The sequence below is a fragment of the Sphingomonas chungangi genome, assembly GCF_013778325.1.
Taxonomy (GTDB): Bacteria; Pseudomonadota; Alphaproteobacteria; order Sphingomonadales; family Sphingomonadaceae; genus Solisphingomonas; species Solisphingomonas chungangi.
In genome coordinates this window covers 339982-362498 of record NZ_JACEIB010000001.1, presented here as the reverse complement: position 1 = coordinate 362498, position 22517 = coordinate 339982, and the positions used below count along the sequence as shown (strand labels likewise).

Sequence of the window (22517 nt, the reverse complement as noted above, 5' to 3'; positions counted from 1 at the left end):
CGCGCTGTTCGTTTGGCCTGCGGTGCCGGCCCGCTCCCCGCCCAGCCTCCCGACGACATCATGCTGGATCGGGAAGCTGGGCGGGGGAGCGGGCCGGCACCGTCACTTACAATACGGCCCAGGTCCCATATCGAAATGCAGGTGGTTGCGGTGGAGCGCGTTGGCGTCCGGCCCCAGCACCACGCTGAACCGCCGGCAGCCCGCATCGTGCACCGCGCGCAGGAAGTTGCGGGCATATTCGTCCGGCCCGTTCCAGTCGTTCAGCACCGTGATCCGCCGCCCATTGGACAGCACGAAACCCGATATGTCGACCGCGTTGGACAGGCCATGCTCGGAGAGCCGAGCGCCCGCCACGTTGTTCACTGGTCGACAGCTGTAGGTGCCGAAGCTCTCGATCTTCACGACCGGCGAGGAAAGCCAGGCCTGAGCGGCCTTCTGCGTCGCGTCGCGGGTCCAGCGGGTGAAGGCGTCGGCCAGCGGGCAGGTCATCGCGCCGAGATTGGAGACCGGCATGCCGATGTCGGAGAGCTGCACCGTCCCGATCGCCGAGCAACCGTTGCCGAAGGTGCGATCGGGCAGCACCGAATAATGCGCGCCGTCGGCGGTGAGCTGGGCGAGGCACTGCCGCCGCGCCGCTTCATCATAGACCGGGCGGGAGGGTGCAGGTCGATGGGAGGGGGTCGGTCGCTCGCCATGTCCGTGCGGCACGCAGGATGCGAGCACCACCCCGGCCATCACGACAAGAAAGCACGCCCTCCGCACCATCGTCTCCTAGCGTCGGAGCCACACCCCGGGCCAGCGGCGCGACGCTTCCGGACGCGCAACCGCCGCCAGCCGCCCGATCCCCGCGCCGAGCCGAGACGCGACCCGCTGCGCCGCGCGTTCTTCGCGCCATGGACCAGCAGCACAAGATATGGGCGATCCGGGCGGGCATCGGCGGTGCGGTGTGCGCGCTGCTGACCGCGTGGATGGTCCCCAACACCACCCCCACGGCGAAGCCTTCGGTGATCGCCGGCATGTCCGGCACGGCCGAAGCGCAGAAGCCGACCTATTCGGCGGTTCCCGATTCGGCGATTCCGTCCTGGGCGGCGAGCCTGCAGCAGAACCCCGCCGAACCCCAGGCCGCAATGGCGCAGCCGCCGCAGCAGGTGGCAGATGCGGGGCCGATGCCTGTTATGCCCAACATGGCGTCGCCCGACCCCGCCTCGGCCGACGAGGTCGCAGCCCAGGATGCTCCCGTACCGGCCCCCGCCCCGCCGCCTGCCGTGACGGTCGCCGACCCCCCGCCGGCACCGGTAGCGGCTCCGGCTCCGCGCGACGACTATCAGGCGCGCCGCGCCCAATGGCAGGCGCGGCTCGGCGCGGTCATGCAGGGTCAGGGCAATCCGGGTTGATCAGATAGCCGAGGCGGGGATGTCGAGCGCGGCCGCCAGCAGGCGGCGGCTCTGGCGGTTGCCCGCCCCCGCACCGGCCGACTCGATCCGCATCACGGTGAAACGCGATACGCCTGCCGCCCGCGCCAGCGCGCTCTGCGAGATCTGGCGGAAGCGGCGCCACGCAGCGAGCGGACTCTCTCCCGCCTCGATCGCCTCGCGGACCTCCGGGGGCGTCAGCTGCTCGGGGCTGGCATCGTTCGCCGTCGTATCGAGCATGAAACTGCCGGCAGCGGCGGACAGACGCTCGAAATGGGCCAGTGGCATCACCACCAGCACATCGCCCTGCGGCGAGACGATCTGTTGCACCCCCCGGCCCATGATGTGCGCTCCCTTACCGGATATGGACGATTCTGCAAGTGATTCGCGTCGCTTGCGAACGAAACATTCACGTAACAAGCCCGATATGGCACGATCTTGCCTGTATGATCCTGACAATACACTGAACGATTTTTGACATCGCGCAATGCTGCAAGACGGTTGACACGGGTCGGAGCGCCGCTAAGGCCGTCGGCGGGCCACGCCGTCCCAACGCGGCGCGTGCTCTCTGTGAGGAGAGTCAGACATGACTGATACGTTGCGTGCCGACGCCACCCCTGTGGCTGCTACCCGCCCGACCGAGCCCAAGCCGGCCCGCCCCTTCTTCAGCTCCGGCCCCTGCGCCAAGCCTCCGGGCTGGGATGCCGCGGCGCTGCCGCACGCCTCGCTCGGCCGCTCGCACCGCTCCAAGATCGGCAAGAGCCGCCTGGCCTATGCGATCGAGCTGACCCGCAAGATCCTCCAGGTGCCCGACACGCACCGCATCGGCATCGTCCCCGGTTCGGATACCGGCGCGGTCGAGATGGCGATGTGGACCCTGCTCGGCGCCCGCCCCGTCACCACCGTCGCGTGGGAGAGCTTCGGCGAAGGCTGGGTGACGGATGCCGCCAAGCAGCTCAAGCTCGACCCGACCGTGATCAAGGCGCCCTATGGCGGGTTGCCCGATCTGGAAGCGATCGATCAAAACAGCGACGTCGTTTTCACATGGAACGGCACCACCTCGGGCGTGCGCGTGCCGGACGGCGACTGGATCCGGGAGGACCGCGAGGGCCTGCTGATCTGCGACGCCACCTCGGCGGTGTTCGCGCAGGACGTGCCGATCGGGAAGCTCGATGTCGTCACCTTCTCCTGGCAGAAGGTGCTGGGCGGCGAGGGCGCGCACGGCGTCATCATCCTTTCGCCCCGCGCGGTCGAGCGGCTGGAGAGCCACACGCCGAGCTGGCCGATCCCCAAGGTCTTCCGCCTCACCGCCAAGGGCAAGCTGTCCGAAGGCGTGTTCAAGGGCGAGACGATCAACACCCCGTCGATGCTCTGCGTCGAGGATTACATCCATTCGCTCGAATGGGCACTCAGCCTCGGCGGCCTCTCCGGCCTGATCCAGCGCGCCGACGCCAATGCCGCCGCGCTCGACGCCATCGTGGCGGAGCGCGACTGGCTCGATCATCTCGCGACCGACCCGGCTTCGCGCTCGAACACCTCCGTCTGCCTGAAATTCAACGGGCTGGACGAAGAGCAGGCCGCCGCGATCGAGAAGAAGATGGTCTCGACCCTCGAGGCCGAGGACGCCGCCTACGATCTCGGCTCCTACCGCGATGCCCCGGCGGGCCTGCGCATCTGGTGCGGCGCCACCGTCGAGACCGCCGACATCCAGGCGCTCGGCCCCTGGCTCGACTTCGCCTTCGCCTCGGCCAAGGCCTGAATCCAATTCCCGTCGCTCCTGCGCAGGCAGGAGCCCATCTCCCAACCGTTCCGCGAGCATGACAGCTCAGGAGATGGGCCCCTGCCTCCGCAGGGGCGACGTTATCCCAAAAGGACTCCGACATGCCCAAGGTACTGATTTCCGACAAGATGGACCCGCAGGCCGCCAAGATCTTCCGCGAGCGCGGGGTCGAGGTGGACGAGATCACCGGCAAGACGCCCGACGAGCTGAAGGCGATCATCGGCGAGTATGACGGCCTCGCCATCCGCTCCTCCACCAAGGTGACCAAGGACATCCTCAGCGCGGCGACCAACCTCAAGGTCGTCGGCCGCGCCGGCATCGGCGTCGATAACGTGGACATCCCCGCCGCCTCGGCCGCCGGCGTGGTGGTGATGAACACCCCCTTCGGCAACTCGATCACCACCGCCGAGCACGCCATCGCCCTGATGTTCGCGCTCGCCCGCGATCTGCCCGAGGCCGACAAATCCACCCAGGCCGGCAAGTGGGAGAAGAACCGCTTCATGGGCGTGGAGGTCACCTCCAAGACGCTCGGCCTGATCGGCGCCGGCAATATCGGCTCGATCGTCGCCGACCGCGCGCTCGGCCTCAAGATGAAGGTCGTCGCCTACGATCCCTTCCTCACGCCCGAGCGCGCGCAGGACATGGGCGTCGAGAAGGTCGAGCTTGACCAGCTGCTCGCCCGCGCCGACTTCATCACGCTCCACACGCCCCTCACCGAGCAGACCCGAAACATCCTCTCGGCCGAAAACCTCGCCAAGACCAAGAAGGGCGTGCGCATCGTCAACTGCGCGCGCGGCGGGCTGATCGACGAGGCGGCGCTGAAGGCGGGGCTCGACAGCGGCCACATCGCCGGCGCCGCGCTCGACGTGTTCGTGACCGAACCCGCCAAGGAGAGCCCGCTGTTCGGCACGCCGAACTTCATCTCCACGCCGCACCTCGGCGCGTCCACCACCGAGGCGCAGGTCAACGTCGCCATCCAGGTCGCCGAGCAGATGGCCGATTTCCTCGTCTCGGGCGGCGTCACCAACGCGCTCAACATGCCGAGCCTCTCGGCCGAGGAGGCGCCCAAGCTGAAACCCTATATGGCGCTCGCCGAGAAGCTCGGCAGCCTCGTCGGCCAGCTCGCGCATGACGCGCTGACCGGCCTCGCCATCGAGGTGGAGGGCGCCGCCGCCGAGCTGAACCAGAAGCCGATCACCGGCGCGGTGCTGGCCGGGCTGATGCGCGTCTATTCGGACACGGTGAACATGGTCAACGCGCCGACGCTCGCCAAGGAGCGCGGGCTGGACGTGCGCGAGGTGCGCCACGATCGCGAGGGCGACTATCACACTTTGGTGCGCGTGACGGTGGACACCAAGGCCGGGCCGAAGTCGGTCGCGGGCACGCTGTTCGGCAATGCCTCGCCCCGCCTCACCGAAATCTTCGGGATCAAGGTGGAGGCCGATCTGGACGGCGCGATGCTCTACATCGTCAACGAGGACGCGCCGGGCTTCATCGGCCGCCTCGGCACGACCTTGGGCGAGGCGGGCGTCAACATCGGCACCTTCCACCTCGGCCGCCGCACGGCGGGCGGCGAGGCGGTGCTGCTGCTCTCGGTCGATACCCGCGTGGACGAGGCGCTGCTCGCCAAGGTACAGGGCCTGCCGGGCGTGAAGCAGGTCAAGGCGCTGGGGTTTTGAGGTAGAGGGCGGGCGGCTTCGTTTTGAGGTCGCCCGCCCCTACCGATGCTCTTTATACGATATCGATACGGCGCTCAGACTCTAAACCTTTGAAACGGGAATTAACGCCGCATCCCACTCCACGGGAGCAATTACGGCCGCGACCCAGTTGCCTTTAGATCAATGACCTTATCACGCTCGTAGGCGATCACGCCCGGTATGGGAGGAAGGCGGTCGATTAGCGCCCCGAAGTAGTTCGGTATCTTTCCCGCCGCGTGAAAATCCGCCGCAAAGACAGGCAATCCTTGCAAACGGCCCTTAGGCGGCGCGCCATCTGCAGGAATCACGGCAAAAGACTGATTTCCAGCGGGATTCGGTGGCAACACCGGGGCACCCCAATCATCGTTCAACTTTAACCGCCCCAAGTCCACGATCTTACCAGCAGGCGCATCGAATTTTACGGTGCCCATGCAGAAGCAGGTCGCTGCATCATCGTTTCCGCCTAGCCATAGATGTCAATAAATCAGGTACGTTCCCGGCTGCACGGCTATCAAATAAATATATAGTCCGCCCTGCTTGTCGAAAACCGGCCCCATATCCGTGTTGATAAAACTCTTCATCTCAATTGGGGGATAGTCGAAGTTCCCTGCGGTGATTTCCGGGTGCTTGACCTGCGCCTTTGCCAGCGCATTTGCTCGATCCGTGTTATACGCTGCCCGCTCTTCATCAGTTGGAATACGCAGAAAGCGGAATTCGCTTTTCTGCTGTAAACGGAAAGCGATATAGGCTTTAGAAGGATCTATTTGCAGGGTCTCGCCGTCGCCAATCTGCCTGATCCTTTCGAAAGCTTGGGCAGGAAAAGAAAGGGCGGCAACAAGAGGAAGCGCGAGCGCCAAGAGATTGAAGCGCATCAATTCAACTCCGGGTTGGCAGGCTTAGGACCAGACGCGATCTTGGCTTGCTGCATTAGCATCTTCTGCCGATCCGACTCCGTCGGTGAGGAATTCCCTTCGTCAAAATTTATTTGTTCCCATATCTGCTTAGGCAATCCGTAGCGGTGGTAGCCTTTGTATCCCATACAGACTCGCATGTTGGCGCGCCGCGCCCCTCGTCTCTTCGCAGAGCCGATGATCGCATCCATCGCTCCTCCGATCACGGCTCCGCCCAATCCACCGCCGTTAGCACTGTTATATGGATTTCCTGACACCTGGAACGAAGTTAATCCTCTGGCGTACGCATCGCATTCCGTCAGATCTGAAAGAGCCTCGGTGAACGACGTTTCTTCTCGATAGAAATAGAAATATTTATCATAGTCTTTTGTGATTTCTGCGTTTTCTGAAAACACAGTTGATGGGATTTTTATCGATGATTCATTTAAGATTGCCACATCCTGAGCTTTGGCCATCGTGGAGTGAACTTCCAAAAACAAAATAGATATTGCAGAAATATTCAACAGGTTGCGTTTTGATTTAGACATGCCACCCCCAATGCCGTTATCGGCAAGCTCCCGCTATCTGCAGAATTGATAGTCAAGCCGAACGTACCTGCAATATCAAACTTCCAATGTAGGATTTCGTCTGTCACGGTCGGCGCGACTCACCGCGTCGCCGCTCTTTCTCAGCCTGAAAATCCGAGACGGGACAACCGGCGTCACTCGTGCAGCCTTTGTCGCTTTTTCGCGAAATTCGTCGCCAACCAGTTCTTTTCGTTACCCCGCCCATCGATCCCGCCAGCGGCACCGAAGCCCTAGCATCCCCCCAGAATCCCGCTAAGAGCGTCCCCGCCATGACCAGCCCCTCGCTCCTCCCCGAAGGCCTGCGCGATCGCCTGCCCCCCGAGGCGGAGGCGCTGGGGCGGGTGCGCGGCGCGGTGCTCACCACCACCGAGCTGAACGGCTATGCCCGCGTCGAGCCGCCGCTCGCCGAGTTCGAGACGACCCTGCTCGGCCGGCTCAAATCCTCGCGCGGCACGGACTTGCTGCGCGTGATCGATCCGATCTCGCAGCGCACGCTGGCGCTCCGGCCGGACATCACCGCGCAGGTCGGCCGCATCGCCGCGACCCGCCTCGCCCACCGCGCCCGGCCGCTCAGGCTCTGCTATGCGGGCCAGGTGCTCAAGGTGCGCGGCACGCAGCTCCGCCCCGAGCGCGAGATGTGCCAGGCCGGCGCCGAGATCGTCGGCACCGATGCCGTGCCCGCCGTGATCGAGGCGGTGCGTGTCGCGCTGGATGCGCTGGCGGCGGCGGGAGCGACCGGCCTCTCGGTCGATCTCACGCTGCCCGATCTGGTGGCGACGCTCGCCGCCGGGCCGATGCCGGTCGCCGATGTCGACGCCGTGATCCACGAGCTGGACGGCAAGGATGCCGGCGCGCTCGCCGCACTCGGCGCCACCGCCTATCTGCCGCTGATCGAGGCGGCCGGGCCGGTCGATGCGGCGATCGAGCGGCTCTCGGCGATCGACAGCGGCGGCATCCTCGCCTCGCGGCTCGCCGGCGCCCGCGCCATTGCGGATGCGATCGGCGGCCGCGCCACCGTCACGCTCGATCCCACCGAGCGGCACGGCTTCGAATATCAGAGCTGGATCGGCTTCTCGCTGTTCGCCGACGGCGTGCGCGGCGAGGTCGGGCGTGGCGGGGCCTATTCGATCGTGCATCCCGACGGGCGCGAGGAGCCGGCGGTCGGCTTCTCCATCTATCTCGATCCGATCGTCGATGCGGGCGTCGCCCCGCATGGCCGGGATCGGGTGTTCCTGCCGCTCGGCACCGAGGGGCAGGTGGCCGGCACTCTCCACGCGCAGGGCCACGCCACCGTCGCGGCCCTGTCAGACGCCGACGATGCCGCCGCACTCGGCTGCACCCACATCTGGGCCGGCGGCGCCCTCCAACCCCTGTAGGAAAGTTCAGCCATGGCCAACGTCACCGTCGTCGGCGCCCAGTGGGGCGATGAGGGCAAGGGCAAGATCGTCGACTGGCTGACCGAGCGCGCCGAGGTGGTGGTGCGCTTCCAGGGCGGCCACAATGCCGGGCATACGCTCGTCGTCGGCGAGAATGTCTACAAGCTGAGCCTGCTGCCCTCGGGCATCGTGCGCGGCGCGCTCAGCGTGATCGGCAATGGCGTGGTGCTCGATCCGTGGCACCTGCGCGACGAGATCGCCAAGCTGCGCGGCCAGGGCGTGACGATCGACGAGAGCAACCTGCAGATCGCCGAGACCTGCCCGCTGATCCTCCCCTTCCACCGCGACCTCGACGGCCTGCGCGAGGACGCCAGCGGCGCCGGCAAGATCGGAACGACACGACGTGGGATTGGCCCGGCCTATGAGGACAAGGTCGGCCGTCGCGCGATCCGGGTGTGCGATCTCGCGCACCTCGACGACCTCGGCCCGCAGATCGATCGCCTCTGCGCGCACCACGACGCGCTGCGCGCCGGGTTCGGCGAGCCGCCGATCGATCGCGAGCGGCTGTTGAGCGACCTGCGCGAGATCGCCGACATCGTGCTACCCTACGCCAAGCCGGTATGGGTGACGCTCAACGAGGCCAAGCAGGCCGGCAAGCGCATCCTGTTCGAAGGCGCGCAGGGCATCCTGCTCGACGTCGATCACGGCACCTATCCGTTCGTCACCTCGTCCAACACCATCGCGGGCACGGCGGCGGGCGGCTCCGGCCTCGGGCCGAGTGCTGCGGGCTTCGTGCTGGGAATCGTCAAGGCGTACACGACCCGAGTCGGCTCCGGCCCCTTCCCGACCGAGCAGGAGAACGACATCGGCGAGCGGCTCGGCACGCGCGGGCATGAGTTCGGTACGGTGACGGGCCGCAAGCGCCGCTGCGGCTGGTTCGACGCGGTGCTGGTGCGGCAGGCGGCGGCGGTGTCCGGCATCACCGGCGTGGCGCTGACCAAGCTCGACGTGCTCGACGGTTTCGAGGAACTCAAGATCTGCGTCGGCTACCGGATCGGCGACAAGGCATATGATTACCTGCCGCCCCACGCCGCCGATCAGGCCAATGTCGAGCCGGTCTATGAGACGATTCCCGGCTGGAGCGAGAATACCGCCGGCGCACGCAGCTGGGCCGATCTGCCGGCCGCGGCGATCAAGTACATCCGTCGCGTGGAAGAACTGATCCGCTGCCCGGTGGCATTGGTTTCCACCAGCCCCGAGCGTGAAGACACCATTCTGGTCCGCGATCCGTTCGCGGACTGAACGAAGAGGCCGGGCGTTCCCACCCGGCCTCCCGATACGTTTACTGCGGGCCGCCGGACGAGGTGGCACCGCCGCTGGTGGTAGCCCCGCCGGAGGTCGACCCCATCGAGCCGCCGCTTGTCGTCGGCGAGCTGCTGCCGGACGTGCTCTTCGATCCTGATTTGCTCTTGCCGCCCGTTCCGCCGGTCGACGTCATCGAACCGCTGTTGCCGCCTTGGGTGTTCAGGCCCGAGCCGGTGCTGCCCATCGAGCCGCTACCCATCGTTCCTGCGCCCATCGTCGAGCCCATGGATCCGTTCTGGCTGGTCGAGCCGGTCGAACCGGGCTGTGTAGTCGCGCCGGTCGCGCCCGTGCCCATCGTCGAGCCCGAACTGCCCGTCGAGCCGGCAGTGCCCGATCCACCCGCGGCGGCACCACCGCCGCTCTGGGCGAGTGCGATCGCCGGAACGGCCGCCAGCACGGTGGCAGCGATCAAAAACTTGCGCATATGTCTCTCCTGCTCTTTCAAGGCATTAGCCCGCACCCTCGGCGCATTAACCAATGCCGGAGCGGTAAGTGCCGACCGAAACGCTTCCGATATAACGAAGGGCCGGAGGCCTCGCGGCCCCGGCCCTTCCTGCGCGGCGGGCCCTGTCGCCCGCTAACGCTGCACCATCTCAATAGGGATGATGCTTGGTCTTGGTCTTCGTCTTGGTGGTTCCGGTATCCGGATCGGTCGAGCTCTTCGTCGTGGTTGTCGTCGAGCCGTCCGGAGTCGCCGCCGGATCGGGTGCCATTGCGCCGGTAGGCGCCGTCGTGGTCGTCTGGGTCGTCGCCTGGCCGCCGTCGGGCGTACCGGTGGCGTCAGTGGTCGGCGCGGAGGTCGTGGTGGTCTGCTGGGTCATGCCGGGCGGCGGCGCGGACGCTGCCGGATCCGTCATCTGGGCGAAAGCGGCCGCAGGCAGCAGTACGGCCGCAGCCGTGGCGATCAAAATGCGCATGACAATCTCTCCTGTCGTTCTTTCTCTATAAGGTGAGAATGGGAACGCAGGGATCGTGCCATCGGACGCGCGCTTGATCCGGCCATTCGGGCGGATCGCCGCCGGCGAAACGATCAGCAGCCGGTCTGCGCGCGGTGGAGCAGCTTCTGGTCGGCCAGCACCAGCGCCATCATCGCCTCCACAACCGGCGCGGCGCGGATGCCGACGCAGGGATCGTGACGGCCCTTGGTGCGGATGTCGGAAGCCTCGCCCTCGCGGGTGATGGTTTCGACAGGCGTGAGGATCGAGCTGGTCGGCTTCAGCGCCACGCGCACCACCACCGGCTGCCCGGTCGCGATCCCGCCCGCGACGCCGCCGGCATGGTTGGCGAGGAAGACGGGCTTGCCGTCCCCCTGATTGTCAAAGCTGCCGGGGCGCATCGGATCGGCATTCTGCTCGCCGGTCAGCCGCGCCGCTGCGAAGCCGTCGCCGATCTCGACGCCCTTCACCGCGTTGATACTCATCATCGCGGCGGCCAGCTCGCTGTCGAGCTTGGCGTAGAGCGGCGACCCCCAGCCGGCGGGCACACCCTCGGCCATGCACTCCACCACCGCGCCGACCGAGGAGCCTGCCTTGCGGGTGCGGTCCATGATCTCTTCCCAGCGCGCGGCGGCGGCGGCATCGGGGCAGAAGAAGGGATTGGCGTCGATCTGCGCATCGTCGAACGCCGTGCGGTCGATCGCATCGCCGCCGAGCTCGACCAGATAGGCCCTGATCCGCACCTCCGCGATCACCGCCCGCGCCACCGCGCCCGCCGCCACCCGCGCCGCCGTCTCGCGCGCCGAGGATCGGCCGCCGCCGCGATAGTCGCGGAAACCGTATTTGGCGTCATAGGCGTAATCGGCATGGCCGGGGCGATAGGCCAGCGCGACCTCCGAATAATCCTTGGAGCGCTGGTCGACATTCTCGATCATCAGGCTGATCGGGGTGCCGGTGGTCCTGCCTTCGAACACCCCCGAGAGGATGCGGACCTGATCGGGCTCCTGCCGCTGCGTGGTGAAGCGCGAGGTGCCGGGGCGCCGCTTGTCGAGCCAGGGCTGGATGTCGGCCTCGGCAAGTGCCAGCCCCGGAGGACAGCCGTCCACCACGGCGCCGAGCGCCGGACCGTGGCTCTCGCCCCAAGTCGTGAAGCGGAACACGCGGCCGAAGCTGTTGTAGCTCATCAGGCGAGCGCGATATCCGGCGCGTCCTCGGCCTTCATGCCGATGACGTTGTAGCCGGCGTCGACATGGTGGATCTCGCCGGTCACCCCCGCCGACAGATCGGACAGGAAATACAGGCCCGCCCCGCCGACATCCTCGATCGTAACGGTGCGGCGCATCGGCGCGTTCAGCTCGTTCCACTTGAGGATGTAGTTGAAGTCGCCGATTCCCCGCGCGGCGAGCGTCTGGATCGGGCCGGCCGAGATCGCGTTCACCCGGATCGCCTCCGGCCCCATGTCGACCGCCAGATATTTCACGCTGGTCTCCAGCGCGGCCTTGGCGACGCCCATCACATTGTAGTGCGGGATCACCTTCTCGGCGCCGTAATAGGTCAGCGTCAGGATCGAGCCGCCGTTCGACATCATCTCCCGCGCGCGCTTCGCGACGGCGACGAGGCTGTAGGCCGAGATGTTCATGGTCATCAGGAAATTGTCGAGCGTGGTGTCGTAAAACTTGCCGCGCAGCTGGCTCTTGTCCGAGAAGCCGATGGCATGGACCACGAAGTCGATCGTCGGCCACGTCGCCTTCAGCGTATCGAACGCCGCGTCCAGCGCATCCATGTCCGCCACGTCGCAATCGATCAGCAGGTCCGAGCCGAGCTGCCCGGCGAGCGGTTTCACGCGCTTCAGGATCGCCTCCCCCTGATAGGAGAAAGCCAGTTCCGCGCCGTGCTCGCGGAGGATCTTCGCGATGCCCCAAGCGAGGCTCTTGTCGTTGGCCAGGCCCATGATGAGCCCGCGCTTACCCTGCATCAAACCGGCCATGCTGCTTCCTCAGTCTCTTCGGCGGGGTCCTTTAGCTCCTGTTCGGGGGATTCCGCCAGTGCCGCATTCAGGTGTGCGCCGATTACGAGGCCGAAACCGACCAGCCAGAAGAAGAAGAGCATGATCACGATGCCGGCCAGACTGCCATAGGTGCGGTTGTAATTGCCGAGCCGATTGAGGATCACCGGCAGCACCACCGTCACCGCCAGCCACCAGCCGGCGGTGAAGGCGGCGCCGGGCCATTTCGGATTCTTGGAGAAACGATAGAGACTCGGCGTCAGCGTGTAGAACAGCACGTAGAGCGCCACGAACACCACGAAGGTGGGCACGATGCGGGAGAGCGCGATCCAGCCGGTCAGCTCCTGCGCGACCGGGAGCAGGCGGTAGATGAACTGCTCGGCGCCGGTCAGCGCCACCTGGGCCGCGAAGGCGAGCATCATGAGCATCACGGCGACCACGATGATTGCCACCGCGCCGAGCCGGTAATGCCAGAAGGCACCGCTGGGCCGGGTGCCGTAGGCGCGACGCAATATGTCGCGGATCGTCTCGATGAAGCTGCCCACCGTCCAGAAGCCGACGATCGCACCCAGCCACAGCAGCGGCCCGGTCCGCGCCGCCAGCACCGAGTCGATCGCGGGCCGCAGCAATCCCGCGACACCGTGCGGCATCAGTCGCAGCACCTGCGCCACGGCCTCCGCCCCGTCTCCCGAGCGGCCGAACAGCTGGGCGAGCGCCGTCACGATGATGAAGAAGGGGAAGAGCGCCAGAAGCGTCAGGTAGGCGAGGTTGCCGGCGTGAATGAACCCGTCCGAATAGACGCCGATCACCACGCGCTTGGCGATGGTGAAGAGGCGCAAGGGAATGCCGAGCGCCGCCGTGGCCCGCTCCATCCGGCCAGGCCGGTGCGAACGCGCCTCCGGGCTCTCGGGCGAGATGTCCTTCAGACGCCGAGCCCGCTGCGCGGATTGCGGTCCCGGTCGCCGGTCCAGCTCTCCACCAGCTTCTCAAGCTCGGCATCGCCCGAGGGAAGATCGACGAGCAAAGTCACAAGCTGGTCGCCGCGCCCGCCGCCTTCCTTGTGGAAGCCCTTGCCGCCCAGGCGCAGCGTCTTGCCGGAGGTCGATCCCCTGGGGATCGTCACCATCACCGCGCCGTCCACGGTCGGCACCTTCACCTTGGCGCCGAGCACCGCCTCGTCGAGCCGGACCGGCAGATCGAGCCGCACATCGTCGCCCTCGCGGGTGAAGAAGCGGTGCGGTTGCACCTCGATCGTGATGATGGCATCGCCGGGGCCGGCGGGGCCGGGCTCGCCCTGGCTGGGCAGGCGGCGCTGGGTGCCGGTCTCGACGCCGGCGGGAAGCTTGAGTTCGATCGTCTTGCCGTTGGCGAGCGTCACGCGCTGCGGGCGGAGCGCCGCGGCATCCTCGAAGCTGACCGACAGGCGATAGGTGACGTCCGCGCCCTTGGGCTGCGGCCTGGCGCCGGCACGACGCGCCCCGCCGAACGGGCCGCTCCCCCCGCCATTGTTGAACAGATCGTCGAAGATGCTGGAGAAATCGCCGCCCTCAAAGCCGCCCGCGCCGCCGGGGCCGGCGCCGGGCCGGAAGCCGCCGCGCCCCGCGAACGGGTTGCCGCCGCCACCGCCGCCGAAGCCGAACGGCGCTTTGGGCTGGCCGTTCTCGTCGATCTCGCCGCGATCATATTGCGCGCGTTTGTCCTTGTCGGAGAGCAAGTCATAAGCCTGCGTCACCGCCGAGAAGCGATCGGCCGCTTGTGGATTGTCCTGGTTGCGATCCGGGTGCAGCTCCTTGGCGAGCTTGCGATAAGCGGACTTGATCGCCTTCTCGTCGGCGTTCCGCGCCACGCCCAGGGTCGAATAGGGGTCTGCCATCGTCTTCGTGTAGCCTAGCCGCGTATCGTGAAAACTGTTGCTGAAATATCACAGTGCAGATGTGGTGCCGTCACGCCTAACGCAAGTGCCACCGTATCGCTATGTGCTTGAGCATGACGACCGACCCCCATGCCCTGTTCCGAGACTGGATGGAGGACGCCAAGGCCTCCGAGCCCAACGATCCCAACGCAATGGCGCTCGCGACGGTAGATGCGGACGGCATGCCCTCGGTCAGGATGGTGCTGCTCAAGGGCCATTCGGAGGTGGGCTTCGTCTTCTACACCAACCGCGAGAGCCGCAAGGCGGGCGAGCTGGCGGGCGATCCGAAGGCGGCGCTGCTGTTCCACTGGAAGAGCCTGCGCCGGCAGGTGCGGATCGAGGGGCCGGTGAGCATGGTGTCCGACGAGGAATCGGACGCCTATTTCGCATCGCGCTCGCGGGATTCGCAGCTGGGCGCCTGGGCTTCGGAGCAATCGCGCCCGCTCGATGCCCGCGCGACCTTCGAGGCGCGGTTCGAGGAGATGGTGAAGCGCTTCGAAAGCGGCGACGTCCCGCGCCCACCGCACTGGGGCGGCTACCGCGTCGCGCCTACCCGCATCGAATTCTGGCAGGACCGCGCGCATCGCCTGCACGAGCGGCGGCTGTTCGTGCGGAACGGCGACGGATGGAGCGAGGGGTTGCTCTACCCATGAACTTCTCGCGCCTTCCCTCCGCCGTTCGTGTCGAGCGAAGTCGAGGCACGCGCTTCAGGCGCGCCGTTTACCTCACGTCCATCGACTTCGCTCGGGACCAACGGTGACTGAAAACGCCGGAGCCCTCAACCGCCGCGCCGCGCTGGCCTCGGTCAGCCTCGCGACCTTGCTGCTCGGCCTCAAGGGCTATGCGGCGGTGAAGACCGGCTCGGTCGCGATGCTGGCATCGCTCGCCGACACCGGGCTCGATCTCGTCGCCAGCCTCGTCACGCTCTACGGCGTGCATGTCGCCGCCCAGCGCGCGGACGAACATCACCGCTTCGGCCACGGCAAGGCGGAGGCGCTGGCTGCGCTGTTCCAGGTCGCGCTGATCGCCGCGTCGGCGGTGGCGATCGCGGCGCGTGCGGTGATGGCTTTGGCCGAAGGCGCGCCGACCGCCTCGCCGGAGGCCGGCATCGTCGTCTCGATCATCGCGGCGGCCGCCACCATGGTGCTGCTCGCTTATCAGAAAGCGGTGCTGGCGCGCACGAAGTCGATCGCCATCGGGGCGGACAACCTCCACTACAAGTCCGACCTCGCGCTCAACTTCGCGGTGGTCATCGCGCTGGCGCTCGATCGCTACGCCGGCTTCCACGGAGCGGACGCGCTATTCGGCCTCGGCATCGCGGCTTGGCTCGGCTGGGGCGCCTGGAGCTCCGCCGCCCACGCGCTCGACCAGCTGATGGACCGCGAATGGCCCGAGGAGAAGCGCCGCGCCTTCCTCGACGTCGCCGCCACCATCCCGGCGATGTCCGGCATGCACGACCTGCGCACCCGCACCAGCGGCGCGCACGATTTCGCGCAGTTCCACATGTCCTTCCCGCCCGAGACGACGATCGGCACCGCGCATGACGTGATGGAGGCGATCGAGACGAAGCTCATGACGGCCTTCCCCGGCCTTGAGGTCATCATCCATCCCGATCCCGTCGGCCATGTCGATGCCGAGGGAACATTGCCCGCCCACATCGCCGAGAGGAGCGAGATATGAAGCTGCCTATCCTCCAGATCGACGCGTTCGCCGATGCGCCCTTCACCGGAAACCCGGCCGCCGTGATGCCGCTCGACGCGTGGCTGGACGACGCCACGCTCCAGAAGATCGCGGAGGAGAACAACGTCTCCGAGACCGCCTTCTTCCTGCCCGATGCGAGCGGCGAGGCGGATTTCGAGCTGCGCTGGTTCACGCCCACGGTCGAGGTGGTGATGTGCGGCCACGCCACGCTGGCGAGCGGCCATGCGATCCTCGGCGGCGAGCCGGGGCGCGATCGCGTGACCTTCCGCACCCGCAAGGCCGGCGTGCTGGAGGTGATGCGCGACGGCGAGGGCTATGCGCTGGCGCTGCCGAGCTGGAAGCCGTCGCCCAAGCCGCTGCCGGAAATCGTCGCGGCGCTGGGCATCGACGGCGTGGTCGAGACGCTGTGGCACGAACATCGCTACGGCCTCGTCGTGGTCGAGGACGAGAGCATCGTCCGTGCTTGCGAACCCGACTTCCGCAAGCTCGGTTCTCATGGCGACATTCTGACGATCGTAACGGCGCGCGGGAGCGAGACGGACATCGTCAGCCGCGCCTTCGCGCCCGGCGGCGGGATCGACGAGGACCCGGTGACGGGCTCCGCGCATGCGGTGGCGGTGCCCTATTGGGCCGGGAAGCTCGGTCGGACGGCGTTCACCGCCTATCAGGCCTCCGCCCGCGGCGGGCGGCTGGACTGCCGCTACGAGGATGAACGGGTGGTGCTATCCGGCCGATGCCGCACGGTGATCGAGGGGAGCTTCCTGCTCTAAGCAGCCAGCGCCGCACCGGCGGGCTGGGTGATCTCGATCCAGCCCCCGCCCAGCACGCGCTCGCCATCGTACAGCACCGCAGCCTGTCCCGGCGCGACGCCATATTCCGGCGCATCGAACCGGACGACGCCGTTCTCGAAGCGCGCCGGCACCGGCTTCGCCATCGAGCGTACCTTGGCGGTCAGCGGCCCGGCGAAGTCGCCGCCCAGCCAGTTCACGTCGAACAGGGTGGCGGCACTCACCGCGAGCGCCCGCCTCGGGCCGACCACGACACGGTTCGCCTCCGCATCCAGCTTCACGACGTAAAGCGGTTCCGGCGACCCGCCGATCTCCAGCCCGCGCCGCTGGCCCACGGTGAAATGAACGAGACCGCGATGCGCGCCCAGCACCCGGCCGGACTGGTCGACGATCTCGCCGGCGCGCTCGGCCTCGGGGCGCACCTTCTTGACCACCGAGGCATAATCGCCGTCCGGCACGAAGCAGATGTCCTGGCTGTCGGGTTTGGCCGCGACGCCGAGGCCGATCTCTGCCGCCAGCTCGCGCACCAGCGGCTTGGGCATACCGCCCAGCGGGAAGCGCAGGTAGTCGAGCTGGTCCTGCGTCGTCGCGAAAAGGAAATAGCTCTGGTCGCGCGAAGGATCGGCGGCGCGGTGCAGCTCGGCGCCCGCCGCCGCCTCGACGCGCCGCACATAATGGCCGGTGGCGAGGCAATCCGCGCCGAGATCGCGCGCGAGCCGCAGCAGATCGGTGAACTTCACCCCCTGGTTGCATCGCACGCAGGGGATCGGGGTGCGGCCTGCCATATAATCGTCGGCGAAGCGATCGATCACACTTTCCCGGAACGCGCTCTCGTAGTCGAAGACGTAGTGCGCGATGCCGAGCCGGTCGCACACCGCGCGCGCATCGCGGATGTCGCGCCCCGCGCAGCAGCTGCCCGTCCGGCCCACCGCCGCGCCGTGATCGTAAAGCTGCAGCGTGATGCCGATCGTCTCGGCGCCGGTGCGCGCGGCGAGCGCGGCCACGACCGAGCTGTCGACCCCGCCCGACATGGCGACGACGATGCGGCGGCCCTTCAGATCGCTGCCCAGCTGGAAATCGGCCTGCATGATGGCGGCGCCCATAGCCGATCCCTCGTCCCACCGCAAAACCCGCCGGTCGAGAGACCTCGTTTACCGATTGTTAGCCATGCTTACCGCAGTGTTGTCCACATGAAGCACGACCATCTCTTCCCGGCGGAACCGGCTCTCGATCACGCGTTGCTGATCGCCGGCGCGGCGGTGAGCCAGGCCGCGACCTCGACCGCGCAGCTCGCCGGCCGCATGGCACGCCCGGAGCGCAAGCTCGCCACTGACAATCTCTCCGCGCTCGTTCAGGTTTTCGGCGGCGCGGATGCCGGCGCAGCGAACGCGCTCAACGGCAGCTTTCACCCGCGCGTCGCCCACGCATCCGCCGGCAAGGCGCGGTCAAGACTTATGAAGCCCGGATTTACCTTGGCATTTTAGCCTTCCTTCAACCGGTCCCCGTTAGATGGGGCGACGCGATGGGGGAGCATCGCCGGCCAAGGCCCAGTTCGAGGTGTGATGAAGTGATCGAGAATCAGAAGTTTCGCCCAGCCCAGGTGATCGGCCCGCTCGGCGAGCCGCTGACCCTGGACACGCTCCCGCCGCCGGAGACGCGGCGCTGGGTCGTGCGCCGCAAGGCCGAGGTGGTGGCCGCCGTCAACGGCGGACTGCTGACCGTGGACGAGGTGTGCCAGCGTTATTCGCTGACGCTCGAGGAATTCGCCGGCTGGCAGCGCGCGGTGGACCGTTCCGGCATGCCCGGCCTGCGCGTCACCCGCATCCAGCATTACAAATCGGTTTACGAGCGCCAGCAGAAGTTCTGAGCGACTGGCCAGACCAAAAGACGGGCCGTCCCGCCGACCAGCGGGGCGGCCTTTTTCTCGACCCCACCGTTCGCCCTGAGGAGGGACTGAGCGGAGCGAAGCGCAGTCGAAGGCCCGTCTCGAAGGGTATGCGCTGCGGCTGTACTTCGAGACGCCGCTTCGACTTCGCTCAGCGGCTCCTCAGCACGAACGGAGTGGCCTCAAGGTCACCCCAAAGTCCCCGCCCCACGGAACGCAATCATTCTCCATGCGTATCAACAACCGGAGCGCCATGCGGCAGGTCCAGGCCCGACATGGCGAAGCAGGAGGCAGGACATGGGTATCATTCTTTGGCTGATCATCGGCGGCATTGTCGGCTGGCTCGCCAGCATCGTCATGCGCACCGATGCCCAGCAGGGCATCATCCTCAACATCGTCGTCGGCATCGTCGGCGCGGTTATTGGCGGCCTGGTGACCGGCGGCGGCAACATCAACAATGCGGGCCTGACGCTCGGCACTTTCCTGGTGTCGCTGCTCGGCGCGATCATCCTTCTCGCGATCGTGAATTTGGTGCGCCGTGGCTCGGTGCGCTGACACGTCCCCGGTGCGAGTAGCGTTTACCGCGTAGCGCGGCTTACTTCCGCATGATGGGCCGCCCCGCCGGCGAGCGGGGCGGCCTTTGTTTTGTCTATTGCAGTTCGAACGTCACATTGACGGTCACCCCGATCTTCTCCTCGCCGGGCTGCAGGTCGGTCGCCTCCTTGGCGCGGGCCATCGCCATCATCATCGGGCGCGGCGGCTCAGGCGCATAGCCGCCGCCCTCGCCGATCGCGACGATCCGCTTGATCGAGAGGCCCGCCGCCTTGGCATAGACCTCCGCCTTGGCACGCGCCTTCTGCATCGCCTGCGCGCGCGCCTCATCCATGGCAGCGTCGGGATGCTCCAGCGCGAAGTCCGGCCCGCCGATCTGGTTGACCCCGGCGGCAACCAACGCGTCGAGGATCGACCCGGCGCGTGCGATGTCGCGGAAGGTGACAGTCAGCTGGTTGCTCGCCTGATAGCCGGTGATGGCCGGCGGCTGGCCGTCCGTATAGCGATATTGCGGCTGAAGGCTTAGCGAGGCGGTGCGGATATCCTTGTCCGTCACGCCCGCGCGCTTCAGCGCAGCCACCGTCGCGGCCATCTTGCGGGCATTCTCGGCCATCGCGCCGGCGGCGTTGGACGCCTGCGTGACGACGCCCGCCGTCACCGACGCGATATCGGGTGCGCGCGTCACCGCGCCATCGGCGCTGACATCGAGCCGAGTGCCCGCGATCGGCACAGTGGCGATATCGTCGGCGAGCGCGGCGCCGGGCATCGCCATGGCGAGCATGGCGGCGGACACAATGCGATAGTTCATGATCGTCTCCCTCGGCCGGGCGGACCCTGCCCGGCACGTACCGCAGCCTGTGCCGTGCGGCCGATCAACCGAAGCTGAACATGGTGCCCAGCCCGCGTTCATGATAGAATCCGCCCTCTCGCAAAAGCGAAGCAATGGCTTGATGCGAGTGCACTATTCAGATAACACACTCTCAGAGGGGCGCCCTGCGGGCGCGGCGTATGCGCATGGGTGAGGCATGAACTACGATCAGGGATGGAGCGGCGACGTGAACAGCGAAGACGCCGATCGCGCCACCAAGGCAAAGCGCCGCAAGCTGATCCTGATCTTCGCCGCCATCTTCGTGGCAGTGATCGTGGCCGGCATCTTCTTCGGCCGCAAGAGCACGCCGACGGCACCGAGCAACTCCGCGCCCACCGTGACGGTGATCGTGCCGGGCCGCACCGCCGTCGCCGCCAAGGTGACGGCCACCGGCTCGCTCTCGGCCAAGCGCGACATGCCGGTCGGCGTCGCGGGTGAAGGCGGCATGATCAGCCGCGTACTGGTGGATGCGGGCGACTGGGTGCGCGCCGGCGAGACGCTCGCCACGGTCGATCCGGCGGTGCAGGCGGCGCAGACCAGCCAGATGCAGGCGCAGATCGCCTCCGCCGTGGCCAACGCCAAGCTTGCCGAGAGCAATCTCGATCGCGCACAGGCGCTGGTTTCGCGCGGCTTCATCTCCAAGGCCGACATCGATTCGCGCACCGCCGCGCGCGATGCGGCCAATGCGTCGGTGCGGCTGGCACAGGCGCAATATCGCGAACAGTCGGCTCGGCTCGGCCGGCTCGACATCCGCGCGCCCGCCTCCGGCTTCGTGCTCGCCCGCAACGTCGAGGCGGGGCAGATCGTCAGCTCGGGATCGAACGCGCTGTTCAGTATCGCGATGGACGGCACGCTGGAGATGCAGGCCAAGCTCGCCGAGCAGGATATCGCCGGGCTCAAGGTCGGCATGCCGGTGACGGTCACGCCGGTCGGCGCCGGCCGCAGCTTCCAGGGCGCCATCTGGCAGATCGCGCCGATGATCGATCCGGTCAGCCGTCAGGGCACGGTGCGCGTGCAGCTTTCCTACGATCCATCGCTGCGGCCCGGCGGTTTCGCCACCGCCGCTTTCTCCTCGCAGAATACCGAGGCGCCCGTGCTCCCCGAATCCGCCGTGCTGAGCGACGATCAAGGCAATTACGTCTACGTCGTCGATCAGAACGACAAGGTACAGCGCCGCGCCGTGAAGATCGGCGACGTGTCCGACGCGGGGCTCGCCATCCTCTCGGGCCTGCAGGGCAACGAGCGCGTGGTCTATTCGGCCGGCGCCTTCCTCAACGTCGGCGAGAAGGTCGTCCCCGATCTGAAGAAGTAAGGTTTTGTCTGAGAATGCGTGGAAGAGCGCATTCTATCGCACCGGCCCGCTCCCCCGCCCAGCCTCCCGACAGAATGACCCTGGATCGGGAGGCTGGGCGGGGGAGCGGGCCGGTGCCGCCTTATCAAACCAAGAGGATGAACAATCCGCCGTCTTGTGCCTTAATGGGGGCATGAGCGATCCGCCTGCGCAACGAACCGGGTTCGCCCTCGGCGACAACGGCCTGAGGACGATGCGGCTGGTCGCGACCGGCCTGCTCGTCGTGATGGCGCTGGTCTATGTCGCGAGCCGTGCAGCCGAGGCGCATCATCCCGCCTTCGGTTATGTCCGCGCCTTCGCCGAGGCGGCGATGGTCGGCGGCCTCGCCGACTGGTTCGCGGTGACCGCTTTGTTCCGCCATCCGCTCGGCCTGCCCATCCCCCACACCGCGATCATCCCGAAGAACAAGGACCGGATCGGTGACGCGCTCGCCTCGTTCCTGCGTCAGAATTTCCTGATCCCCTCGGTGGTGGCGCGGCGCATGCGGCGGCTGGACCTCGCGGGCGCCACCGGCCGCTTTCTCGCCGCGCCCGGCCCGGCCGCCGACAAAGCGAGCCGGTTACGGCTCGGCGCCTCGCGCTTGATCGCCGACGTGGTGAGCGCGCTCGATGCCGAGCGGTTGGGAGGTATGGTGCGCTCCGCCGTGTCGCAGCGGCTTTCCGCCTTCAACGTCGCGCCGGTGCTGGGCCAGGCGCTCGCCGCCGCGATCGACAGGGACCGGCACGTACCGATCCTCGACAATGCGATCGACTGGGTCGGCCGCACGCTCGTCGCAAACGAGGAGACGATCCGGGCGATGATCTCCGCCAAGGCGGGATCGGTGATGCGCTGGACCGGCCTCGACGAGACGCTCGCCAACAAGATCCTAGACGGGCTCTACCGGCTGATCGAGGAGGTCGGCGAGGATCCCGAGCACCCCCTTCGCGACAAGGCCGAAGAGGGACTCGTCGATCTTGCCCGCCGCCTGCGCGAGGACGAGGGACTGCAGGCCCGGGTCAACGCCTTCAAGGACGAGATCATCGCCAGCCCGGCGGTGGCGGCCTGGCTCGACGGGCTGTGGGCGCAGGCACGCGCCGCCCTGCTCAAGGGCGCGCGCGATCCGGATGCGGCGATGGCGGGCCGGCTGGGCGAGACGCTACGCCAGCTCGGCCAGACCCTCCAGTCCGAGCCGCGGCTGGCGCGCACCATCAATCTCTTCGCGCGACGCGCGGCGGTGGGCATCGCGGCGGCCTATGGCGACGGCATCGTCCGGCTGGTCTCCGACACGGTGCGCAGCTGGGACGCCAAGACCGTTACCGGCAGGCTGGAGCAGGCGGTCGGCCGCGATCTCCAGTATATCCGCGTCAACGGCACATTGGTCGGCGGCATGGTGGGGCTGTTGATCCACGTCGTCGATGTCTGGCTGTGAACGGC

At 67.2% G+C, this 22517-nt stretch carries 26 protein-coding genes; 13 read left to right on the top strand and 13 right to left on the bottom strand.

Annotated features, from left to right (window positions below; all coding sequences use genetic code 11):
- Positions 1-102 precede the first annotated feature (102 nt).
- A complete protein-coding gene (locus HZF05_RS01760) occupies positions 103-765 on the bottom strand; it encodes an extensin family protein (RefSeq protein ID WP_160364902.1) in 663 nt (220 codons plus the stop codon).
- Positions 766-893: 128 nt separating this feature from the next.
- Between HZF05_RS01760 and HZF05_RS01755 the strand changes: the two genes are divergently transcribed.
- Positions 894-1394, top strand: coding sequence for a hypothetical protein (locus tag HZF05_RS01755; protein ID WP_160364901.1), 501 nt, complete (start codon positions 894-896; stop codon positions 1392-1394).
- Here HZF05_RS01755 and HZF05_RS01750 read toward each other — a convergent pair whose 3' ends face one another.
- On the bottom strand, positions 1395-1754 hold the full coding sequence (locus HZF05_RS01750) for a helix-turn-helix domain-containing protein (RefSeq protein WP_160364900.1): 360 nt from the start codon (positions 1752-1754) through the stop codon (positions 1395-1397).
- A 244-nt stretch (positions 1755-1998) separates the two neighbouring features.
- Between HZF05_RS01750 and HZF05_RS01745 the strand changes: the two genes are divergently transcribed.
- Positions 1999-3171 carry a phosphoserine transaminase gene (locus HZF05_RS01745; protein ID WP_160364899.1) on the top strand — a complete coding sequence of 391 codons (1173 nt, stop codon included), beginning with the start codon at positions 1999-2001 and terminating at the stop codon, positions 3169-3171.
- Positions 3172-3293: 122 nt separating this feature from the next.
- A complete protein-coding gene (serA, locus tag HZF05_RS01740; protein WP_160364898.1) occupies positions 3294-4871 on the top strand; it encodes a phosphoglycerate dehydrogenase in 1578 nt (525 codons plus the stop codon).
- A 131-nt stretch (positions 4872-5002) separates the two neighbouring features.
- Here serA and HZF05_RS01735 read toward each other — a convergent pair whose 3' ends face one another.
- From HZF05_RS01735 to HZF05_RS01725, 3 genes are read right to left on the bottom strand one after another with little or no spacing between them, the layout of a single operon-like run.
- The gene (locus HZF05_RS01735) at positions 5003-5320 is read right to left on the bottom strand and encodes a hypothetical protein (protein ID WP_160364897.1); all 318 of its coding nucleotides are present in this window, start codon (positions 5318-5320) and stop codon (positions 5003-5005) included.
- 45 nt (positions 5321-5365) lie between these two features.
- Complete coding sequence (locus HZF05_RS01730; protein ID WP_160364896.1) at positions 5366-5761, bottom strand: hypothetical protein; 396 nt, start codon at positions 5759-5761, stop codon at positions 5366-5368.
- On the bottom strand, positions 5761-6327 hold the full coding sequence (locus HZF05_RS01725) for a hypothetical protein (RefSeq protein ID WP_160364895.1): 567 nt from the start codon (positions 6325-6327) through the stop codon (positions 5761-5763). Before HZF05_RS01725 ends, HZF05_RS01730 begins: the two co-directional genes overlap by 1 nt.
- A 308-nt stretch (positions 6328-6635) precedes the next feature.
- On the opposite strand from HZF05_RS01725, the gene HZF05_RS01720 reads away from it, so the two are divergent.
- Positions 6636-7742, top strand: a complete 1107-nt coding sequence (locus tag HZF05_RS01720) for an ATP phosphoribosyltransferase regulatory subunit (RefSeq protein ID WP_160364894.1) — start codon at positions 6636-6638, stop codon at positions 7740-7742.
- 12 nt (positions 7743-7754) lie between these two features.
- A complete protein-coding gene (locus HZF05_RS01715) occupies positions 7755-9044 on the top strand; it encodes an adenylosuccinate synthase (protein ID WP_160364893.1) in 1290 nt (429 codons plus the stop codon).
- A gap of 40 nt (positions 9045-9084) precedes the next feature.
- Here HZF05_RS01715 and HZF05_RS01710 read toward each other — a convergent pair whose 3' ends face one another.
- The 6 genes from HZF05_RS01710 to HZF05_RS01685 form a co-directional block, all read right to left on the bottom strand.
- Positions 9085-9531 carry a hypothetical protein gene (locus HZF05_RS01710; protein WP_160364892.1) on the bottom strand — a complete coding sequence of 149 codons (447 nt, stop codon included), beginning with the start codon at positions 9529-9531 and terminating at the stop codon, positions 9085-9087.
- Positions 9532-9700: 169 nt separating this feature from the next.
- Positions 9701-10024, bottom strand: coding sequence for a hypothetical protein (locus HZF05_RS01705; RefSeq protein ID WP_160364891.1), 324 nt, complete (start codon positions 10022-10024; stop codon positions 9701-9703).
- Between the two features lie 113 nt (positions 10025-10137).
- A complete protein-coding gene (gene aroC, locus HZF05_RS01700; RefSeq protein ID WP_160364890.1) occupies positions 10138-11226 on the bottom strand; it encodes a chorismate synthase in 1089 nt (362 codons plus the stop codon).
- Positions 11226-12029, bottom strand: coding sequence for an enoyl-ACP reductase FabI (fabI, locus tag HZF05_RS01695; protein ID WP_160364889.1), 804 nt, complete (start codon positions 12027-12029; stop codon positions 11226-11228). Before fabI ends, aroC begins: the two co-directional genes overlap by 1 nt.
- Positions 12017-12919, bottom strand: a complete 903-nt coding sequence (locus HZF05_RS01690; protein WP_160364888.1) for a YihY/virulence factor BrkB family protein — start codon at positions 12917-12919, stop codon at positions 12017-12019. Before HZF05_RS01690 ends, fabI begins: the two co-directional genes overlap by 13 nt.
- A gap of 50 nt (positions 12920-12969) precedes the next feature.
- On the bottom strand, positions 12970-13920 hold the full coding sequence (locus tag HZF05_RS01685) for a DnaJ C-terminal domain-containing protein (RefSeq protein ID WP_160364887.1): 951 nt from the start codon (positions 13918-13920) through the stop codon (positions 12970-12972).
- Between the two features lie 113 nt (positions 13921-14033).
- Between HZF05_RS01685 and pdxH the strand changes: the two genes are divergently transcribed.
- The 3 genes from pdxH (at position 14034) to HZF05_RS01670 (ending at position 16430) form a co-directional block, all read left to right on the top strand.
- Positions 14034-14612: a pyridoxamine 5'-phosphate oxidase gene (pdxH, locus tag HZF05_RS01680; protein WP_160364886.1), complete on the top strand. Its 579-nt coding sequence runs from the start codon at positions 14034-14036 to the stop codon at positions 14610-14612.
- A gap of 103 nt (positions 14613-14715) precedes the next feature.
- Positions 14716-15639, top strand: a complete 924-nt coding sequence (locus HZF05_RS01675) for a cation diffusion facilitator family transporter (protein ID WP_160364885.1) — start codon at positions 14716-14718, stop codon at positions 15637-15639.
- Complete coding sequence (locus HZF05_RS01670) at positions 15636-16430, top strand: PhzF family phenazine biosynthesis protein (protein ID WP_160364884.1); 795 nt, start codon at positions 15636-15638, stop codon at positions 16428-16430. The genes HZF05_RS01675 and HZF05_RS01670 overlap by 4 nt, the downstream gene beginning before the upstream one ends.
- Here the strand turns inward: HZF05_RS01670 and mnmA are convergent.
- The gene (gene mnmA / locus HZF05_RS01665) at positions 16427-17536 is read right to left on the bottom strand and encodes a tRNA 2-thiouridine(34) synthase MnmA (protein WP_160365232.1); all 1110 of its coding nucleotides are present in this window, start codon (positions 17534-17536) and stop codon (positions 16427-16429) included. The genes HZF05_RS01670 and mnmA overlap by 4 nt on opposite strands.
- 102 nt (positions 17537-17638) lie before the next feature.
- On the opposite strand from mnmA, the gene HZF05_RS01660 reads away from it, so the two are divergent.
- From HZF05_RS01660 to HZF05_RS01650, 3 genes are all read left to right on the top strand, one after another.
- On the top strand, positions 17639-17932 hold the full coding sequence (locus HZF05_RS01660) for a hypothetical protein (protein WP_160364883.1): 294 nt from the start codon (positions 17639-17641) through the stop codon (positions 17930-17932).
- Between the two features lie 83 nt (positions 17933-18015).
- The gene (gene sciP / locus HZF05_RS01655) at positions 18016-18315 is read left to right on the top strand and encodes a CtrA inhibitor SciP (protein WP_160364882.1); all 300 of its coding nucleotides are present in this window, start codon (positions 18016-18018) and stop codon (positions 18313-18315) included.
- Positions 18316-18630: 315 nt separating this feature from the next.
- On the top strand, positions 18631-18888 hold the full coding sequence (locus tag HZF05_RS01650) for a GlsB/YeaQ/YmgE family stress response membrane protein (protein ID WP_160364881.1): 258 nt from the start codon (positions 18631-18633) through the stop codon (positions 18886-18888).
- A 94-nt stretch (positions 18889-18982) separates the two neighbouring features.
- Here HZF05_RS01650 and HZF05_RS01645 read toward each other — a convergent pair whose 3' ends face one another.
- On the bottom strand, positions 18983-19693 hold the full coding sequence (locus HZF05_RS01645; RefSeq protein ID WP_160364880.1) for an SIMPL domain-containing protein: 711 nt from the start codon (positions 19691-19693) through the stop codon (positions 18983-18985).
- Positions 19694-19910: 217 nt separating this feature from the next.
- On the opposite strand from HZF05_RS01645, the gene HZF05_RS01640 reads away from it, so the two are divergent.
- Positions 19911-21065: an efflux RND transporter periplasmic adaptor subunit gene (locus HZF05_RS01640; RefSeq protein ID WP_160364879.1), complete on the top strand. Its 1155-nt coding sequence runs from the start codon at positions 19911-19913 to the stop codon at positions 21063-21065.
- Between the two features lie 232 nt (positions 21066-21297).
- Entirely contained in the window at positions 21298-22512 is a 1215-nt protein-coding gene (locus HZF05_RS01635) for a DUF445 domain-containing protein (protein WP_160365231.1), read from the top strand.
- Positions 22513-22517: the final 5 nt, after the last annotated feature.

Excerpts from the sequence above, each read along its gene's own strand:
- HZF05_RS01660 (WP_160364883.1), top strand. The coding sequence starts at position 17,639 with ATGAAGCACGACCATCTCTTCCCGGCGGAACCGGCTCTCGATCACGCG.
- HZF05_RS01745 (WP_160364899.1), top strand. The coding sequence starts at position 1,999 with ATGACTGATACGTTGCGTGCCGACGCCACCCCTGTGGCTGCTACCCGC.
- HZF05_RS01670 (WP_160364884.1), top strand. The coding sequence starts at position 15,636 with ATGAAGCTGCCTATCCTCCAGATCGACGCGTTCGCCGATGCGCCCTTC.
- HZF05_RS01690 (WP_160364888.1), bottom strand. The coding sequence starts at position 12,919 with ATGGAGCGGGCCACGGCGGCGCTCGGCATTCCCTTGCGCCTCTTCACC.
- HZF05_RS01640 (WP_160364879.1), top strand. The coding sequence starts at position 19,911 with ATGAACTACGATCAGGGATGGAGCGGCGACGTGAACAGCGAAGACGCC.
- HZF05_RS01750 (WP_160364900.1), bottom strand. The coding sequence starts at position 1,754 with ATGGGCCGGGGGGTGCAACAGATCGTCTCGCCGCAGGGCGATGTGCTG.
- HZF05_RS01705 (WP_160364891.1), bottom strand. The coding sequence starts at position 10,024 with ATGCGCATTTTGATCGCCACGGCTGCGGCCGTACTGCTGCCTGCGGCC.
- HZF05_RS01650 (WP_160364881.1), top strand. The coding sequence starts at position 18,631 with ATGGGTATCATTCTTTGGCTGATCATCGGCGGCATTGTCGGCTGGCTC.
- HZF05_RS01735 (WP_160364897.1), bottom strand. The coding sequence starts at position 5,320 with ATGGGCACCGTAAAATTCGATGCGCCTGCTGGTAAGATCGTGGACTTG.
- HZF05_RS01730 (WP_160364896.1), bottom strand. The coding sequence starts at position 5,761 with ATGCGCTTCAATCTCTTGGCGCTCGCGCTTCCTCTTGTTGCCGCCCTT.
- HZF05_RS01760 (WP_160364902.1), bottom strand. The coding sequence starts at position 765 with ATGGTGCGGAGGGCGTGCTTTCTTGTCGTGATGGCCGGGGTGGTGCTC.
- HZF05_RS01715 (WP_160364893.1), top strand. The coding sequence starts at position 7,755 with ATGGCCAACGTCACCGTCGTCGGCGCCCAGTGGGGCGATGAGGGCAAG.
- fabI (WP_160364889.1), bottom strand. The coding sequence starts at position 12,029 with ATGGCCGGTTTGATGCAGGGTAAGCGCGGGCTCATCATGGGCCTGGCC.
- HZF05_RS01725 (WP_160364895.1), bottom strand. The coding sequence starts at position 6,327 with ATGTCTAAATCAAAACGCAACCTGTTGAATATTTCTGCAATATCTATT.
- HZF05_RS01685 (WP_160364887.1), bottom strand. The coding sequence starts at position 13,920 with ATGGCAGACCCCTATTCGACCCTGGGCGTGGCGCGGAACGCCGACGAG.
- HZF05_RS01645 (WP_160364880.1), bottom strand. The coding sequence starts at position 19,693 with ATGAACTATCGCATTGTGTCCGCCGCCATGCTCGCCATGGCGATGCCC.
- pdxH (WP_160364886.1), top strand. The coding sequence starts at position 14,034 with ATGACGACCGACCCCCATGCCCTGTTCCGAGACTGGATGGAGGACGCC.
- HZF05_RS01720 (WP_160364894.1), top strand. The coding sequence starts at position 6,636 with ATGACCAGCCCCTCGCTCCTCCCCGAAGGCCTGCGCGATCGCCTGCCC.
- mnmA (WP_160365232.1), bottom strand. The coding sequence starts at position 17,536 with ATGCAGGCCGATTTCCAGCTGGGCAGCGATCTGAAGGGCCGCCGCATC.
- HZF05_RS01635 (WP_160365231.1), top strand. The coding sequence starts at position 21,298 with ATGCGGCTGGTCGCGACCGGCCTGCTCGTCGTGATGGCGCTGGTCTAT.
- HZF05_RS01755 (WP_160364901.1), top strand. The coding sequence starts at position 894 with ATGGACCAGCAGCACAAGATATGGGCGATCCGGGCGGGCATCGGCGGT.
- HZF05_RS01710 (WP_160364892.1), bottom strand. The coding sequence starts at position 9,531 with ATGCGCAAGTTTTTGATCGCTGCCACCGTGCTGGCGGCCGTTCCGGCG.
- serA (WP_160364898.1), top strand. The coding sequence starts at position 3,294 with ATGCCCAAGGTACTGATTTCCGACAAGATGGACCCGCAGGCCGCCAAG.
- aroC (WP_160364890.1), bottom strand. The coding sequence starts at position 11,226 with ATGAGCTACAACAGCTTCGGCCGCGTGTTCCGCTTCACGACTTGGGGC.